Annotated in this window: 16 protein-coding genes; all 16 read right to left on the bottom strand. The window is 49.8% G+C overall.

Features of this window, described 5'->3' with window-relative positions; genetic code table 11:
- Window positions 1-342 precede the first annotated feature (342 nt).
- Window positions 343-1,017 (bottom strand): phosphate signaling complex protein PhoU, encoded by a 675-nt coding sequence (gene phoU / locus BMX58_RS06895; RefSeq protein WP_068620896.1) that lies wholly within the window; start codon window positions 1,015-1,017, stop codon window positions 343-345.
- A gap of 66 nt (window positions 1,018-1,083) precedes the next feature.
- A complete protein-coding gene (pstB, locus tag BMX58_RS06900) occupies window positions 1,084-1,833 on the bottom strand; it encodes a phosphate ABC transporter ATP-binding protein PstB (protein WP_084253759.1) in 750 nt (249 codons plus the stop codon).
- A 50-nt stretch (window positions 1,834-1,883) separates the two neighbouring features.
- On the bottom strand, window positions 1,884-2,756 hold the full coding sequence (gene pstA / locus BMX58_RS06905) for a phosphate ABC transporter permease PstA (protein WP_093088813.1): 873 nt from the start codon (window positions 2,754-2,756) through the stop codon (window positions 1,884-1,886).
- The gene (gene pstC / locus BMX58_RS06910) at window positions 2,756-3,685 is read right to left on the bottom strand and encodes a phosphate ABC transporter permease subunit PstC (RefSeq protein ID WP_068620890.1); all 930 of its coding nucleotides are present in this window, start codon (window positions 3,683-3,685) and stop codon (window positions 2,756-2,758) included. The genes pstA and pstC overlap by 1 nt, the downstream gene beginning before the upstream one ends.
- Window positions 3,686-3,771: 86 nt before the next feature.
- Window positions 3,772-4,737 (bottom strand): PstS family phosphate ABC transporter substrate-binding protein, encoded by a 966-nt coding sequence (locus BMX58_RS06915; protein WP_068620888.1) that lies wholly within the window; start codon window positions 4,735-4,737, stop codon window positions 3,772-3,774.
- 223 nt (window positions 4,738-4,960) lie between these two features.
- The gene (gene pnpS / locus BMX58_RS06920; protein WP_068620886.1) at window positions 4,961-6,724 is read right to left on the bottom strand and encodes a two-component system histidine kinase PnpS; all 1,764 of its coding nucleotides are present in this window, start codon (window positions 6,722-6,724) and stop codon (window positions 4,961-4,963) included.
- On the bottom strand, window positions 6,721-7,452 hold the full coding sequence (locus BMX58_RS06925; protein ID WP_068620884.1) for a response regulator transcription factor: 732 nt from the start codon (window positions 7,450-7,452) through the stop codon (window positions 6,721-6,723). Before BMX58_RS06925 ends, pnpS begins: the two co-directional genes overlap by 4 nt.
- Window positions 7,453-7,807: 355 nt before the next feature.
- Complete coding sequence (gene ftsX / locus BMX58_RS06930) at window positions 7,808-8,695, bottom strand: permease-like cell division protein FtsX (protein WP_068620882.1); 888 nt, start codon at window positions 8,693-8,695, stop codon at window positions 7,808-7,810.
- Window positions 8,685-9,371 carry a cell division ATP-binding protein FtsE gene (gene ftsE / locus BMX58_RS06935; RefSeq protein ID WP_068621253.1) on the bottom strand — a complete coding sequence of 229 codons (687 nt, stop codon included), beginning with the start codon at window positions 9,369-9,371 and terminating at the stop codon, window positions 8,685-8,687. Before ftsE ends, ftsX begins: the two co-directional genes overlap by 11 nt.
- A gap of 143 nt (window positions 9,372-9,514) precedes the next feature.
- A protein-coding gene (gene prfB / locus BMX58_RS06940; protein WP_165605750.1) for a peptide chain release factor 2 occupies window positions 9,515-10,631 on the bottom strand; the annotation gives its coding sequence in 2 pieces (ribosomal slippage) (window positions 9,515-10,558 and window positions 10,560-10,631; 1,116 coding nt in all).
- Window positions 10,632-10,756: 125 nt separating this feature from the next.
- Window positions 10,757-13,315, bottom strand: a complete 2,559-nt coding sequence (secA, locus tag BMX58_RS06945) for a preprotein translocase subunit SecA (RefSeq protein ID WP_084253741.1) — start codon at window positions 13,313-13,315, stop codon at window positions 10,757-10,759.
- 282 nt (window positions 13,316-13,597) lie between these two features.
- Window positions 13,598-14,155: a ribosome hibernation-promoting factor, HPF/YfiA family gene (hpf, locus tag BMX58_RS06950; protein ID WP_068620878.1), complete on the bottom strand. Its 558-nt coding sequence runs from the start codon at window positions 14,153-14,155 to the stop codon at window positions 13,598-13,600.
- Window positions 14,156-14,281: 126 nt separating this feature from the next.
- Window positions 14,282-14,971 (bottom strand): ComF family protein, encoded by a 690-nt coding sequence (locus BMX58_RS06955; RefSeq protein ID WP_068620876.1) that lies wholly within the window; start codon window positions 14,969-14,971, stop codon window positions 14,282-14,284.
- On the bottom strand, window positions 14,943-16,313 hold the full coding sequence (locus BMX58_RS06960) for an ATP-dependent helicase ComFA (RefSeq protein ID WP_068620874.1): 1,371 nt from the start codon (window positions 16,311-16,313) through the stop codon (window positions 14,943-14,945). The genes BMX58_RS06955 and BMX58_RS06960 overlap by 29 nt, the downstream gene beginning before the upstream one ends.
- Before the next feature lie 86 nt (window positions 16,314-16,399).
- A complete protein-coding gene (thpR, locus tag BMX58_RS06965; RefSeq protein WP_068620873.1) occupies window positions 16,400-16,993 on the bottom strand; it encodes an RNA 2',3'-cyclic phosphodiesterase in 594 nt (197 codons plus the stop codon).
- A gap of 125 nt (window positions 16,994-17,118) precedes the next feature.
- Entirely contained in the window at window positions 17,119-17,985 is an 867-nt protein-coding gene (locus BMX58_RS06970) for a DegV family protein (protein ID WP_068620871.1), read from the bottom strand.
- Between the last annotated feature and the right edge of the window lie 19 nt (window positions 17,986-18,004).

Consider the following 18,004-nt stretch of genomic DNA (forward strand, 5'->3'; position numbering starts at 1 on the left):
ACATACTTATCCATCGTAACGAAAGTTTGTAAATGTTTCGTATCACTTTTGTAAATTTTATGTAAATCCATCATGTATTTTATTGACGGAGCATTGTCATGTTGATTTTGGGTTATTTTTCCGTAAATTCCCCCAATAATCATCCATATTATAACAAATTGCCTGAACGCTTGTCTTATATCTCGTACAGAAATAAATATTACATTTTCATGAGTATTTTCAATACTGCCATACGGCAGTCCTCATTCCGGAAAGCGCAAAAAAGCCGGGAGGGCTGCGCGATCAGTTCCGATCGCGCAGCCCTCCCGGCTTGATTTTTTTGACTCAATAAGCATAAATCTTTTAGTCTTCGAATTTGTTGTTTGTGTTCAATTCGATTATTTTCCCTGTCCCCAGATAAATGATCCATTCGCAGATGTTCGTTACATAATCGCCGATCCGTTCCAGATAACCGGTGACCATGATGTAATCGGTGGCACCCAGAACGAGTTCAGGGTCCAGCTTCATTTCTTCGATAGCGCGCTCATAGATCCGTTCGGCATCCTGATCGACCAATTTATCGCTCAAAGCTACTTCTTTGGCCTTCTCGATATCCGTTTTGATATAGGCGGTCAGAACTTCCTCCACCATGATTTTAACCTTCTCCGACTGCTCGGCGATGGCTGTTTCGATATCGGAATTGCGCTTGTTCCCTTTAACCCGGATGGTGGATTTCGCGATACTGACGGCATGATCCGCCATCCGTTCCAGATCCGCGCATGCCTTCATGATGGTAACGATTCTGCGGAGGTTACCGGTGACCGGTTGGTGCAACGCGATCAATTCAAAGCATCTTTTCTCGATTTCTGCTTCTCTTTGGTTGATGGCGGCATCATGCGCGATCACTTCTGCGGCAAGCTCTTTATCATGATTCACAAAACCTTTAACGGAAATATAGATCGCTTCGTTCACCATTTTCCCCATTTCAGAGAAAAGTACGTGCAGATCCTGCAATTCTTCTTCAAAAATTTTTCTCATTTTTTCGCCCCCTGTTACCTATCGTTATGCATCACAGTGCATCATTGACTCCATTATAGCCCAGTCTTAACCGAATTTGCCAGAGATATAATCATCTGTGCGTTTATCATTCGGATTGGAATAAATGATTTCCGTCTTATCATATTCTACCACTTCTCCATTCAAAAAGAAGGCCGTTTGGTCCGAAATGCGGGCTGCCTGCTGCATATTATGGGTCACGATGATGATGCTGTAGTCTTTTTTCAGAGTCTGGATCAGGTCTTCCACTTTGGAAGTCGAAATCGGATCCAAAGCGGAAGTAGGCTCATCCATCAGAAGGACTTCCGGTTCCACCGCCAAACTTCTGGCGATGCACAGCCGCTGCTGCTGCCCACCGGACAGTCCGAAGGCATTTTCCTTCAGACGGTCTTTCACTTCGTCCCAAAGAGCGGCGCCCTTCAAGCTTTTTTCGACGACCTCATCCAGTACCGTCTTATCTTTTACGCCGTGGATTTTAGGACCATAAGCGATATTCTCGTATATCGATTTCGGGAATGGGTTCGGTTTCTGGAAGACCATCCCGACATCCGTCCGCAGTTGCTCCACTTTGTAACGCGGATCAAAAATATTCTGCTCATTGTAATTGATCGATCCGGTCATCTTTACGCTGGGAACCAGTTCGACCATCCGGTTCAAAGTCTTGATGAAAGTGGATTTTCCGCAGCCGGACGGTCCGATGATCGCCGTGACTTCCTTCGTGGGAATATCCAGTTGGATATTTTTCAATGCATGTGTGTTGCCGTACCATAAATTAAAATCCTTCACTGTGTATATCATTTTTTTGTCTTTTAAGCTCACTTCTGGATTCAAATGAGTACCCTCCTAATTTAATAACGCTTCGAAAATTTATTGCGGATGTAGATCGCCAATGAATTCATAATGACCAACATCAGCATCAAGACAATGCTTCCGGCTGCAGCGACCGCCTGGAATTCTTCTTGCGGCCGCCCTGCCCAGTTGAAGATTTGGATCGGCATGGCCGTGAACCCGGACCAGATGCTTTCCGGTACATAGGCAATGAAAGTCATCGCTCCGATCATCAACAGCGGTGCCGTCTCTCCGACTGCCCTTGATAGAGCCAAAATCGATCCGGTAAGGATACCGGGCACGGCTGCCGGAAGAACGACAGTCCGGATTGTCTGCCATTTGGTGGCGCCCATCGCATAAGAGGCTTCATACTGCTCCTTCGGGATGGCACGGATAGCTTCCTGGCTCGAAACGACAATGACCGGCAAAATCATCAAACTCATCGTCAGACCGCCCGCCAGGACGCTCCGGCCCATTTCCAACAAACGGACGAATACAGTCAGTCCCAAGAGCCCGAAAACAATCGACGGGACCCCGGAAAGGTTCGAGATATTCAACTCGATGAAATGCGTGAATTTGTTGTCAGGAGCATATTCCTCCAGATAGATCGCCGTTCCGACGCCCAGAAGGAGCGACAACGGGGCGACGATGGCCATGATCCTGACTGTTCCGTAGATGGCAGCCTTAATGCCGGCATCCTCCGGTTTTCTGGAGGCATAGTTTTTCAGAAAGTCCCAATCAAGATAGCCGGTCCCTTGCGAAACAATCCGCATGACCAGAATGGCCAAGACGACGATACCGAAGAAAGTCGCCAAAAAAAAGAGCCCTTTGATTACGCTGTTCAGCAATAACCGATTGTTGATTCTGTTGTTGTTCTTTTCCACTAATTTCATCAATATTCCTCCCTAAAGCGACGGGACATGTAATTCGCCAGCAGGTTCATCAACAAGGTGAAGAGGAACAACGTCATCCCTACCGCATAGATACTGTAGTAGATCGTGGATCCGTAGGTTGCATCCCCCATGCTGACCTGAACGATGTAGGATGTCATCGTCTGGATGGATTCTGTCACATCAAGCGTGAATTTGGGTGTCGATCCGGCTGCCGTGGATACGATCATCGTTTCGCCTACCGCACGGGAAATCCCCAAAACGATGGAAGAGATGATTCCCGACAAGGATCCCGGCAAAATGACTTTCAGCGCCACTTCCAGGCGGGTAGCCCCAAGCGCCAAGGCGCCTTCACGCATCGCATTCGGTACGGCACCCATCGCTTCTTCGGACAAGGAAGTGATTTGCGGGATGATCATGATCCCCACGACAATTCCCGGGCTGAGCGCGTTGAAAATCGGCAGATTCGGTATGAAGGTCTGCAACATCGGTGTCACGAACGTCAACGCAAACAGCCCGTAGACGACTGTCGGCACCCCGGCCAGCACTTCCAGAACCGGCTTGACGATTTTGCGCGTCCGTTCCGATGCGTATTCGCTCAAATAGATGGCTGAGCTCAGGCCGAGCGGTACGGCAACGAGCATCGCAACGCCGGCTATCAAGAAGGTTCCGCTCAACAGCGGCAGAATCCCAAAACTTGGATTATTTTTGAAGAAAGGATACCACTCTTTTCCGGTAAGGAATTCCAGAATCGGAACGTCACTGAAAAACGTGAACGTTTCCTTTGCCAGCGTGAAGACGATCCCGAATGTCGTCAGGATCGAAATGATCGCACAGAGCAGAAAAAAAAGCGGCATGGCTTTTTCCGCGAAGTGCAAAGATTTTTGTCGTGAACTTTTTTCGTTCATGAAGTCTTTGACAGATTTTGACATATTGATTCTCCTCTAATAAAGATGAGATGTAAGGAAAGCAAAACAGCCGCTTTCCTCACATCCCTAAGTCATTTATGAAATTTTGTTTATTTCAAGCCTTCCAGTGTAGTCAAAGCTGCTTCGTAAGTTTCAGCCGGTAATGCTACATAGCCGACTTCAGCTGCCATTTCGGCTGCATTTTCCAATGTGTATTTCGTGAACGCATAGACATTCTCGTTTTGCAGGGACTCGTTCTTCACATAGATGAACAATGGGCGGGAAAGCGGCTCATAAGATCCGTCTTGGACTGTTGTGTCATTAGGTGTGACTGCAACGCCCTCACCGTTTACAATCGGAACAGCTTTAACGATGTCGCTGTTTTCCAGGTAATAGGCATAGCCGAAGTAGCCGATCGCATTTGCAGAACCGGAAACACCTTGAACCAAAACGTTGTCATCTTCAGATAGTGAAGCGGCTTTGTTGATTTGTTCGCCATCCAAGATCACTTCATCGAAGTAATCGTAAGTTCCTGAGTCGGTACCCGGGCTGAACAACTCGATCGGTTCTTCCGGCCAGCCTTCGCGGACATCCGCCCAAGTTTCAACGCCAGTGCCTTCTGTCCAGATCATAGCCAATTCTTCGATGGTCAATTGATCCACCCAGTCGTTGTCGCTGTTCACAACTACCGTCAAACCATCCAAGGCAATTTGGAACTCTGTATACTCAATGCCGGCTTCTTCCAACAAAGCGATTTCTTCGTCTTTGATCGGACGTGAAGCATTGCTGATGTCCGTTTCGCCTGCGATGAATTTCTCAAATCCGCCGCCTGTACCGGATACACCGATTGTCGCTCTTACGTCTGGATTAGCGATTGAAAATTCTTCAGCCACTGCTTCCATGATCGGGAATACTGTGGAAGAGCCATCCACCAAGATATCATTGCTTCCGGTTGCGGTTGTGCTTTCAGTTGCCGCACCGCTCTCAGCAGTTGTGCCGTCTCCGTTGCCGCAAGCCGCCAATGTAGCGCCGATGCTCAAAGCCAATGCGAATTTAGATAATTTACCAAAGTTCATTTTCTACCATCCTTTATGTTGAGGTTATTTGAACGTCATTGCCTGTTCACATTCCTAATATTAACGGTCCATTGTTAATTTCCTTGCGGTTTCGTGTAAAGTTTTTGTTTAGTTGCCTCCTTTTTTGTAAATCTTTTGTAAACGCACCCTCTCTGAACCAACAAAAAAAGCTCTACAGACGCGTTTTCCGCCTGTAAAGCTTTTTTGTATGCAGCCTATCGGATTAACGAAGGGGTAAGGTTACGGTGAAAGTGGTGCCTTTGCCTTGCTTGCTTGCCACGGTAACCGTCCCGTTCATGTTTTCGACCAAATATTTCACGATCGATAAGCCCAATCCGGTACCTCCCGAGTTTCTGCTCCGCGCCCTGTCGACGCGATAGAAGCGTTCAAAGACTCTCCCCAGGTCGGCTTCCGGTATTCCGATGCCGTTATCGGCAACATGCAGAAGCACGTGCTCTGCTGTTTTCTCGACAGTGACCGTTATATGCCCTCCCGCTTGTGTATAAACAACAGCATTATTGATCAGATTTGCCAAGATTTGTTTCAACCGATTCGGATCCGTATGGATGGTGGCAAAATCCTTTTCCACCAGTTCCAGCGTCATTCCTTTCTCTTTCACTTTCTGACCGACCAGCTGGAATGTCGCCAAAACGACTTCGGACACGTTCACTTCCTGGAGAGTGAGCGGGACTTGCCGCTGCTCCAACTTGGATAATTCCAGTATGTCATTCACCAACAGATTCAACCGGGTACTCTCCGCCAGGATAATCTCCAAGAATTGCTTCAGGATGATGGGGTCTTCCATCGCGCCGTCCAACAAGGTTTCAGCGAATCCCTTCAAGGCCGTGACGGGCGTGCGCAATTCATGGGAGGCATTGGCCACGAAATCGGACCGGACCTTTTCCAGGCGTCGAATTTCGCTGATGTCATACAGCAGAACGATCAAGTTCAGTTCGCCTGGCCTCTTGCCGATTATCGGAACGATATTGGCATCCACGATTTTATCTTTCGGATAGTAAAAATAGATTTCGTCATTCTGCGGCTCGCGATATGTGTAAGCTTGCTCGATCATATGGCTTAGCCCGTAGCTGCTGACTGCCTCGACATAGGATTGGCCGATCAAAGATTCTTCGCTTTCGCTCAGTATTTCCTGCATCGCGGCATTGACCATCGTGATTTCCTTCTGGTCATCCAACAACATCACGCCGATGACCAAATGGTTGATCAGTCCTGTCAGCCGTTCATCGTTTTGTTTGATTTCGTTCATTTGGTTATCCAGGCTCTCGGCCAGTTCATTGATGGTTTCGCCCAATTTTTGGAAATCGCCGAACCCTTGGCCTTTGTAGCGCGCATCATATTGGTGGTCGGAGAGCTTTTTGGCGACATCCATCACGGCATCGATAGGTCGGCCGATGCGCTTCGTCAAAGCATAGGTCAGTATGAAAGCTGCAACCAAAGCCAAAAGAATGAAAACGTAAAGGGACTGTTCGATGCGCTGGCTGACCGTCAACGCGCTCAGCGGCCTTGACAATCGGATCACGGCAGCGATGGTTCCATCCTCAGCATAGATCGGGACAGCGACATAATACAACTCCTGATTGGTGCTTTCGCTCTTCCGTTGCCCCGTACCGTACGGTTCACCGGACAGGACCTCCTGAATCTCTTCCCGGCGCAGATGATTTTCGAGATTCACCGCAGTGATCTGCGAATCATACAGCACAACTCCGTCGGTATCGATCAAAGTGATCCTGTCTTCCGTGAAAGCATCGATCTTTTCCAACTCTTCTTCAACCGATACCCAATCGCCGCTGTCCGTACTGTTTTGGAGCAGGGTCCCGACTATTTGAGTCTGTTCAACAAGCAGATCGCTGTGCAAATTGCGCGTGTAATTGCCCAGTATGGTCTCCAGGAATATCCCGAACGCCACACTGAACAATGCAAAAATCAGCACAAAAGTGGCAAGCATCCGCAACTGCAGTTGTTTCATGCCTTGGCTACCTCGAATTTATACCCAAACCCCCGCACTGTCCGGATGTATTGCGGATTTTTGGTATCTTTTTCGATTTTTTCGCGGAGATGGCTGATGTGCACATCGACGATGCGGGTTTCCCCAGCATAATCAAAATTCCAAATGGCATTCAGCAACTGTTCCCGGCTCAAAATGCGGTTGGCACGCTTCGCCATGTAAAGCAACAGTTCGAATTCTTTCGGCGTCACTTCGATCAGTTCCCCATCGACATGGACTTCATACAGCTGCGGAAAGATGGTGATTTCACCCACTTCGATTTTTTCGGTCTCTGCTGCAGGCAATTCTGGTTGTACTGGCGCAATCGGCTCAGCCGGAACCTTTTTGCTTGTCCTTCTTAAGATCGCCTTCATCCTGGCCAATACTTCGCGCGGGCTGAACGGTTTTGTCATATAGTCGTCCGCTCCCAGCTCCAGTCCGATGATTTTTTCCAGTTCATCGTCTTTCGCTGTCAAAATCATGATGGGTGTATCAAATTTTTCCTGCCTCAGACGCTTGCAGATGTCCATTCCGTCCATGGACGGCAGCATCAGGTCCAATATGATGAAGTCAAAAGGATTGGAGATGGCCAAACGGTAGCCTTCCGCTCCGTCGGTGGCAGTTGTCACCTCGTAGCCGTCCTTTTCCAAGTTGAAAGCCAACAATGTAACGATGGATGGTTCATCATCCACTAGCAAAACCTTTTTCATGTATCCTCCTCTGACCGATTGGGGTCCGGTATGGATCGCTCCATCCCATGTAATTTACGAATGCCCGTATTTTGGGGCCTCAGCTTCCTGAACGGCTCGCTTCCTTTTTTAGCATACTAAAAATGTTGAAAAACGGCAATTCAGATTTCAGCTGACGATTCGGGCTTTTCAAGCGACAGCTTTCCGGAAAGCTTGCTGTACAGCAGATTGCATCCGCTCCAGAAACACATTCCGCACCCGAAAATAATCGGCGCACGTTGTCATTTTTCAGACTGCATCCCGGCCGTTGGCGCAAAAAAAGGTTCCGGCCATACGCTTTGTATGGCTGGGACCTTTTGAGGATAAAAATTGTTTTTTAAACTTTCAGGAAGCGGCGCATCGAGAATACGGAACCGAACGCTCCGATAAAGATCCCGATCCCGACCATCAGGAGGCTGATGTAGATGAGGAACGGATTCGGATTCAGAAGCGCGAAATTTGTGCCGGCCAAATAGTCCCCGCTCACGTCAAAGATGAACTGATAAAGGAACACAAGGAAAGTCGTAGGGATCAAAGCCCCGATCAAACCGATCATGGCCCCTTCGATCAGGAAAGGCCATCTGATGAAGCTGTTTTTTGCCCCCACCAAGCGCATGATTTCGATCTCGGTGCTGCGGGAAAAGATGGTGATGCGGATTGTGTTGGAGATCAGGAAGACAGCAACCAACAGCAAGCCGATGATGATGACAAGCCCGATGGTACGGATCGTCGCAATCGTTTCGAACAGCTTATCGGCTGTGGCACCGCCGTATTCGACCTGCGCCACATACTGCATGGCTGATGCTGCTTCAGCTACCGCTTTCGTCTGCTCTGGGGCTGTCGTATTCAGGACATAGGCATCATACAATGGATTGGCATCTCCGCCGAAAAGGTCAAACTCTTCGCCGTAGCTCCCGATGATTTTGTCCAGTTCCTCATCCCGGCTGGAGAAAGTGATCGATTCCACATTGGCGATGTTCTCCAGTTCCGTCTTCAGGGTTTCCTGGGCAGCCTGATCAGCCGCCAGATCGATGTAAACTTTTACGCTGACATCATTTTCGACATCGGAAGCCAACTTGTTCACGTTCAAAAGAATTCCGGTGAAGGATCCAACCAGCAACAAAGTCAATGCCACCGCACTGATCGAGGCGACCGACATCCAGCCATTCCGGAACAGACTTTTGAAGGCGTCTCTTATGTGTCTGGCAAATGTTCTAACTTTCATATCCATATTCTCCTTCTTGTTGGTCCCGGACAATACGGCCATTCTCTATTGCTAATACGCGGTGCTTGATGTCATTAACGATTTGGCTGTTATGTGTTGCCATCAGGATGGTTGTCCCTTGGTTGTTGATTTCTTCCAGAATGCGCATGATTTCCATGGACGTATCCGGATCCAAGTTCCCTGTCGGCTCATCCGCGATCAGCACACCCGGCATATTCGCAATCGCACGCGCAATCGCAATCCGTTGCTGTTCCCCGCCGGAAAGTTCGTTCGGGAACATCCGCACTTTATGCTTCAGTCCGACCAAATCAAGCACTTCCAATACGCGCTTTTGGATGACTTTTGGACTTTTCTCGACCACTTCCATCGCGTAAGCGATGTTCTCGTAGACGGTCAGTTTAGGTAATAGTTTGAAATCCTGGAAGACCACGCCCACAAAACGGCGCAGCAACGGGACATCCCGCTCCTTCATGGTCGATAAATTATATTTGCCTACTTGGACTGTTCCTGAGGTTGGTTTTACTTCACGATACATCATTTTGATGAAGGTTGATTTGCCGGCTCCGCTGGGGCCCACGATATAGACAAATTCTCCTTGCTCGATTTTCACGCTCAGATTATTGACCGCCGTAATGCCGTTGGAATATTTCTTAGAGACATTCAGCATTTCAATCATTTTATCACCTGTCTTTTCTTTTTTTCCTTGCTTCCGCTCCGGGGACGCCGGAGGCTGCAAGAATGCTTCCCTATTATAGCACGTTGTGCAAATATGTCTGTTTTAGTTTCTTTACAAGTATGTGTCAATAGCTTTTCTGAGGCTTACTGTTCTTCCTGATCCATCGTCATTTTCAGATAGGCATCGATGAAGGCATCCAGATCCCCATCCATGACGGCCTGGACGTTGCCCGTTTCATAGCTGCTTCTGTGGTCTTTGACCATGGAATACGGATGGAACACGTAGGAGCGGATCTGTGAGCCCCAACCGATTTCTTTTTGCTCCCCGCGGATCGCCGCCAGTTCCTTCTCGCGCTCTTCCTCTTGCAGCTGGTACAGCTTCGCTTTCAGCATCCCCATGGCGGTGTCCCTGTTCTGGAATTGGGAACGTTGCGCCTGACTCGCCACAACGATGCCGGTCGGGATATGGGTAATCCGGATTGCCGAAGAGGTTTTGTTGATGTGCTGTCCACCCGCTCCGCTGGCACGATAGGTATCGACACGGATATCATCCGGGCTCACTTCAATCTCGGCATCATCCGCAGCGATCTCCGGCATCACGTCGATCGAGCAGAAGGATGTATGCCTTCTGCCGGCCGAGTCGAACGGCGAAATCCGGACCAAACGGTGCACGCCGCGCTCGGAACGCAGATAGCCATAGGCGTTCACTCCTTTGATCAGGATCGTCACACTCTTGATGCCGGCTTCATCGCCGCTCTGGTAATCCAGCGTCTCCACCTCAAAACCTTTTTTGTCCGCCCAACGCGTGTACATGCGGAAAAGCATGCTTCCCCAGTCCTGGGATTCCGTTCCGCCTGCGCCGGGATGAATCTCAAGGATAGCGTTCGATTTGTCGTGCGGGCCGTTCAGCAGCATCGTCAATTCATATTTCTCGAGCGCTTCCGTGAATTCTGTTGTCTTTTCTGTCAATTCCTCCAGATAATCCGGATCCTCATCTTCCTTCACCAGTTCATACAATACTTCGAGGTCTTCATACTTCGCTTCCAGATCCTTGAAAGTGTTATAGACGGCTTTCAGTTGGTTCGATTGGTTGATGACTGCTTGCGCTGCTTCGGCATTGTTCCAGAACTCAGGATCCAACATGCGATCATCGCATTCCGCGATGTCCGTTTCCAGGCCATCTAAGTCAAAGAGACCTCCTGAAGCTTGAGATTTTTGATTCTGAGTTTTCCAATATTGCTTTGATTTCGCTTAATTCCATTTGATTTCCTCCTAGATTCGACAAAGAAGGATGGGTCGGGATAAAAACAAGCGACTGTTTTTTTCCCGACCCTCCCCGATTGACGCTGTATCCGATTGTTGTGTGTGTTTTGCTGCCGACCCGGTCTATTTTTCCGTGGACGACTCTTGTTTTTCTGCCGCTTCAGCGGCATTTGCGGCCTGTTTGGCTTTCTGGATTTCCATCAGTTTCTGCATTCTCATCGCCGCGATCTGCGCCCGGCGCGCTTGTTCCAATTGCTCCGTTTGGGAAGCGACTGTCTCGCGCTTCGGCATGATGTTGGAACCTTGGCCAACCGACTGACGCTGCAGATTTTGGCGGATTTCCGATTTCATCACGATGCGGGTGACGTCATAGTCGATGGTTGCGATCATCTCCTGGAAACGATCATAGCCTTCCGTTTGGTACTCGGTCAACGGATTGTTCTGCGCGTAAGAACGCAGGCCGATTCCTTGGCGAAGTTCGTCCATGTTATCGATATGATCGGTCCATTTGTTGTCCACGACGCGCAGGATGACGACTTTTTCGAACTCCAGCATCTGTTCCGGACTCAATTGCGATTCTTTCGTCCGGTAGACTTCCATTGCGCGTTCCACCAAGTATTCCTCGATTTCATGCGCTGTTTTGCCTTCGAGATCCGCCAAGCTGATGCTGTCGGGATGCACCAAAGCAGCTCCGGCGAAGTCGCGGATCCCCTGCAGGTTCCAAGTTGTCTTTTCACCGATGGTATGCGTTTCGACGACACGTGCGATTGCCCGTTTGATCATGGCTGTCGTGACATACTTCAACGACCCGGTCTCATTGATGACTTCCAAACGCTGTCCATAAATGATTTCACGCTGTTCGCGCATGACTTCATCGTATTCCAATACGTTTTTCCGGGTATCGTAGTTGTTGCCTTCCACCCGTTTCTGGGCGGATTCGACTTGTTTGGAGAGCATTTTGCTTTGGATGACCACGTCTTCAGCTTCATCGTCCAAATTCAATTTGCTCCAGACCTGTTGGATCCGTTCCGATCCGAAACGTCTCATCAAGTCATCTTCCAGCGACAAGTAAAATTGCGTTTCGCCCGGATCCCCTTGACGGCCTGAACGTCCTCTTAACTGATTGTCGATCCGGCGTGACTCATGGCGTTCGGTTCCGATCACGCAAAGCCCGCCCAATTCCTTGACGCCTTTGCCCAATTTGATGTCGGTTCCGCGACCGGCCATGTTTGTGGCGATTGTGACGGCTCCGGGTTGTCCGGCCCCGACGATGATTTCCGCTTCCCGGAAATGGTTTTTCGCATTCAGCACTTGGTGCGGAATGTTTTCCTGGCGCAGCATCTGTGAAAGCAATTCGGATGTTTCGACCGCCACGGTACCGACCAGGATCGGCTGCCCTTTCGCATGGCGCTCTCCGATATCGGCCACTACCGCCCTGAATTTGCTCTTCAAGGATGGGTACAGCAAATCCGGATAGTCATGACGGACGATCGGTCTGTTCGTCGGAATCGAGATGACGTTCATGTTGTAGATTTCCCGGAATTCCTCTTCCTCCGTTTTGGCCGTACCGGTCATACCGGACAGTTTTTTGTACATGCGGAAATAGTTCTGGAAAGTGATGGTGGCCATCGTTTTCGATTCATTTTCGATCTCGACGTTCTCTTTTGCTTCGATGGCTTGATGAAGCCCGTCCGAGTAGCGGCGGCCTTCCATGATCCGGCCGGTGAATTGGTCAACGATTTTCACTTTGCCGTCTTCCACCACGTAATCGATGTCCAAAAGCATGATGTAGTTCGCGCGCAAAGCTTGATCCAAGTGGTGCACCAAGCGGGTATTATCCACATCGTACAGGTTCGGCAAATGGAACGTTTTTTCGGCTTTCTCGATGCCTTCGTCCGTCAGGGAAATCGATTTGGATGTCAGGTCGATCGTGTAGTCTTCATTTTCTTTCAGGCTTTTGATGAAGAAATCGGCTCGGTTATAGAGTGCCGTCGACTTTTCGGCTTGTCCGGAAATGATCAACGGTGTGCGGGCTTCATCGATCAGGATCGAGTCGACCTCATCGACGACCGCAAAATTCAGCGGGCGCTGCACCATCTGATTTTTGTAGACGACCATATTGTCGCGCAAATAATCAAAGCCCAGTTCATTGTTGGTGCTGTAGGTGATGTCGCAGTTGTAGGCTTCCCTTTTTTCCTCTGAAGACTTGCCGTTGGTGTTCAGGCCGACAGTCAATCCCAGGAAACGGTACAGTTCGCCCATCTCGACCGCATCACGGCTTGCCAGGTACTCATTGACCGTGACGACATGGACGCCTTCGCCGGAAAGGGCATTCAGGTAGACCGGCATCGTGGCGGTCAAGGTTTTCCCTTCACCTGTCTTCATTTCCGCGATATTGCCTTTATGCAAGGTGATCCCGCCCATGATCTGCACTTTGTACGGATACAAGCCAAGCACGCGTTTTGCCCCTTCGCGGACTACCGCAAAAGCTTCCGGAAGCAGATCATCCAATGACTCTCCCTTTTTGTAGCGTTCTTTATAGGATTCGGTCAATGCGCGCAATTCTTCATCATCCAAAGCGGCCATTCGATCCGCGTAGGAGATGACTTTATCCGCTACACTGTCCAGGGAACGTAGCTCTTTCTTATCATTCTCGATGAGTTTCTTTAAAAAGTTGGCCATTCTATATCTCCTCTTGCTGTCTGATTTCATTCCAGCAATCATTTTTACTGGGTATGCATGCGTGTATATGCCGTTCGTTGCTGCTGCAAAAATAATTCTTATATCTCTACTATTCTATCATTACTTTTAATTAATGTGAACTACTCACCATCAACAAAACCTTGCGCAAGGTGCCGATCGACGTTTGCGGATTCAGCGCTGCAGCCCGGGTGAGACGGCAAAAATCGAATAATACAAAAAAAGCCCCCCGCCTTCTCTGGGCGGGGGACGTTATTTTCGGATTTAGTCAGTTTCGATCAGACCGAATTTGCCGTCTTTCCGGCGGTACACAATACTTGTGCCGTTCGTTTCAGCATCTTCGAAGATAAAGAAGTTGTGTCCAAGCATGTTCATCTGCAATACAGCTTCTTCACTATCCATCGGTTTAAGGGAAAGACGTTTAGTGCGGACGATTTCAAGCGGATTCTCATCGGTTTCCATTTTTTCTTCGATCAGATTCGGCTCGTTTCCGATATCAAACCCTCTCTCTCTGGATTTGCGGTGAATCTTCGTCTTGTATTTACGGACTTGGCGTTCAAGTTTGTCCACGACCAAATCGATGCTTCCGTAAAGATCATTGGAAGTCTCTTCGGCTCTTAAAACCAGGAAAGGCAGCGGAACCGTAACTTCCACCTTGGCAGATTTTTCGGCTGGGAATGGATAAACTTTCAGATTGACATGCGCAGTTGTTTCAGGCACGTTGCCAAAATATTTTTCCAATCTGCCTAATTTTTTCTCGGCGTAATTACGAATCGGTTCTGTTACCTCAATATTTTCTCCTCGGACATTATACTTAAACATAGCACTCTCTCCTTTCGTCTGACGCATCGTCAGATAAAGACAACCCTCACCTATGGACCACTCATAGGGGGTTTCTTTAACTATATTATAATGTAAGCGCCTTAACATTTCAACGTTTATGATTGATTATCTTGCGATTGTGATCGAATGCACCGACCTGAATCCATGCCTGTGCAGGAGCGCTTTCGCGTGGTAGAGCGTTCTTCCGGTCGTGTATACGTCGTCAAAAAGAATCATTTCCTGCTGAATATATTTTTTGTGTTCGGGCAACACCGAAAATGGTTGGGCTGTCGCCAGCCGTTCCTGCCGGTTTTTTTCAGATTGCTTTTCCCCGGCGTGATTGTTGGACAGCAGCTGCACATAACGGATACCCGCCTGTTTCAGCATTTCCTCGCATTGGCTGAACCCCCTTTGCTCAAAACTGGCGCAAGCGATCGGCAGCGGAAGGAACAGCGCTCCGGGGTGTTCTTTTTGGAAAGCCTGCAGATCGGCCGCGAAAACCCCGGCAAGGCGATAATCCCCTTGAAATTTATAGCGTTGCAGCCAGTCCTTCACGATTCCCGAGTAGCTGTAGCAGGCCTGATGCGCGATCGGCAGCTGCGGATAGCGGCGACTCCATTTCCGGCAGTCTTCGCATAAAGCAGCGGATTCTTGCGGGCGCATGCAGCCCGGGCAACACAATCGCCCGGCCAAACGCGGCAATTTTGCATGGCAGGAACGGCAGACGGTTCCGTCCACTTTTTTCCCGAAACTGAACAGCTCCTGGAGAGTCAATATTTCCCGGATCTCATTTTGGCAAAACAGACACTGGCCCATGCAGCAGCCCCCTTCCCTTTGCCTCCCGGTTCATCGATCGGATTTGCCGGATTGCCCCCTGGATGGCTTTCGTTTCGCCGGCATGGGCAAAACAGACCCAGCCTGAAGGAAAGTCCTTGTGCCTGCCCGCCCTGCCGGCTATCTGCACCAGTGAAGCTTCCGTGAAAACCCGGTCTTCCGCGCCGAGCACAATGACGTCGATATCCCGGAAGGTCACGCCACGCTCCAGTATGGTCGTCGTCATCAAAAAATCATACTCCTCCGCCCGCATTTTTTTCACTTTCTCCTCGCGGTCGGGATCGCCCGCCGAAACGCAAGTAAAGCGCCTTTCCGGATAAAGTTCCCGCAACCATGCGTCCAGTTCCTCCATCAGTTGGATGTGCGGAAGGAAGAGCAGAAAACGCCTCTTTTTTTGGAGCTGCCGCCCGATCAGCCGGAGAAAACGGTTCTTCTTTTTCTTGCTGATGGCGCTGCGCCAGTTCCCGATCCACACCCGCTCTGGTTCGGGCAACGGATACCCGTGATAACGGGCCGGCAAAATCGTTGCCGCCAGATTGCCGCGCTTGATGTCATGCTGCATCCTCCGTGAAGGGGTTGCCGTCAGATATACGAGCGCGCTCGCTTTTTTCCTGGACTTTTGGGCGCCGAACTGCAGGCCCGCATCATCATGATACGGGAAGGAATCGATCTCATCGATGATCAGAAGGTCGAAAGCTTCACGGAAACGCAGCAACTGATGGGTCGTGGCGATGACAAGCGGCGTATAGCGGTAACCTTCCTGATTGCCTCCGTAAAGCAAAGCCAAGGGAACGGCCGGGAAGGCTTGGCTGATCCGGGGAGACAATTCAAGGCAAACATCCACCCGCGGCGATGCCAGACAAACCCTCCCGCCCTTGCGCAGGCAGGCTGCTATTCCTTCAAAAATCATCTCGGTCTTCCCGGCACCGGCGACGGCCCAAATCAGGCGTGTCTCTTCCGAATGCACCGTCGCCACGATTTCAGCTGAAGCCCGTTGCTGTTCCGTGGACAGTCGGCCCTGCCAGCGCAGAATCGGCTCAGCCAGCCTTGCAAAGGAATTGGTCTCCGGCAGATGATGGAGCACTGTGCAGCTTTTGATTTTCCCCATATTGAGACAATGCAGGCAGTAATGGCACGCATTCCCGCAGGAACAAGGCGTTGCCTGCATTTTGCGCCAGTCCTGGTTTCCGCAGCGGGAACAGGTAAGCTTCCCGTTTGCGCGGACCAAACCGGGACGCTTCTCAGCCAAAGCGAGCAGCCTTTCGTCTGCGCCTCTGCACTCGCTCAGCATCAATTCTCTGCCGAACAGTCCCTCTTTGTCCATCTCATCCTCCCTCTCCTATTCCTTGATAACATACGCAGGAAAAGCCGCCCCGCTTCCGCTGATCAGCGAAGAGGGGCGGCTTATTATCATTCCGTTTCCGTACAGGAATCGCTTTGGTCGGCTGATGCCTTCCGGCCGGCGAACGGGAAGTCAGCAATCGGGCGATAGACCAGCTTTCCGTTCAGCCGTACACTTTCGAACAGCGTCAGTGCGGTAATCGGCATTTGCCTGGCAGGAGGCAAATGCACCTTGCATAAGCTTTCCCAGTCTTGCGACAAAACGATTCCCCTGCCGAGCGTGAGATGCGGAATGAAGCCAACCTCATCCGCAACCGTTATTTTTTGCTTCAGCAAAGCTGCATTCAGTTGATCGTAGAGCTGATGGAGTCGACTGTTTTCTTTGATGCCCAGCCAGATGATCCGCTTGTTTTTCTTGAAAAAATTACCCAGCTCCGCGGTTTCGATCAGAAATGGCGCTTGCCCTTCAGCACATCGGGCCAAAACTGCTTCAATCGCACTTTTCTCCTCCGCATCCACTGCTCCGATGAACCGCATCGTCAAATGGAAATTTTCCGGATCCGTGAATGAGCCCTTAAGGCTGGCGCGTTTCACTTCTTCCTGCACGGCGATAAGTTGTTTTTGGATGGCATCAGGTAGTCTGAAGCCGATGAACACTCTCATGACAGTCCCCCCACAATCTTTAAAAGAAGTTGCCCCTCATTTGTCCCGGTAAAAAAACAGGAAGGACAGAACTTCAGCGTCCCTTCCTTCCAAATGGATGTATGATTGCCGCAACACCTTGTTGCCTAAATCGGATAACTCAATTCAGTGTCTTCCGTCCAGGTCAGCCCCAACGCACCTTCGCCCAGATGCGTGCCGATGACCGGTCCGAAATAACTCAATTCGAAGCGGATGTCAGGAAACGCTTGTTGCAGATGTTCCAGCCAATCTTGCCCCTTTTCGGGAATGTTGCCATGGATGACCGTGGCGACGATCGGATATTCCGCCTGCGAAGCTGCTTGACCCAACAATTCTTCGATCCGTCGCAAAGCTCTTGTATTAGTCCTGATCTTTTCAAAAACAACAATTTTTTTGTCCGAAAAATGCAGCACCGGTTTGATCTTCATAATCGAGCCGATGACAGCCGCACCGCCGGAAAGCCTTCCGCCGCGCTGCAGGTTCATCAGATCGTCCACCATAAAATAAGCACGGGAACGTTTTTTCATATGGTCCAATCGCGCGATGATCCGCTCCGGTTCAGCGCCGGCGGCAGCCAGTCGGGCAGCTTCCAACACGAAGCGGGCCTGCACATAGCAACTGATTTCAGAATCGAAAGGATGGAGATTGAACTCAGGATATTCCCTGCTCAAAGCAGCAACGTTTTGGTAAGTTCCGCTGATGCCGCTCGAGAGATGGATGCTGATGATCGCATCATGCTCCTGCGCCAATTTTTCATACAGTTGCTGCATGGCTCCGATTGATGGTTGCGAACTCTTCGGGAAGTCTTCCGATGCTTTCATCAAAGGATAGAATTCCTCGGCAACCAGATCGACTTCTTCCTGGTACGATTTGTCTCCGATAGTCACGACCAACGGCAGCATATGAATCTGATGCCGTTGGCGTGTTTCAGCCGTCAGATAAGCGGTACTGTCCGTAACTACTGCAATTTTCATGGGAATCCTCAAACTTTCT

Origin of the sequence: Trichococcus ilyis (genome assembly GCF_900109135.1) — a bacterium.
Taxonomy (GTDB): domain Bacteria; phylum Bacillota; class Bacilli; order Lactobacillales; family Aerococcaceae; genus Trichococcus; species Trichococcus ilyis.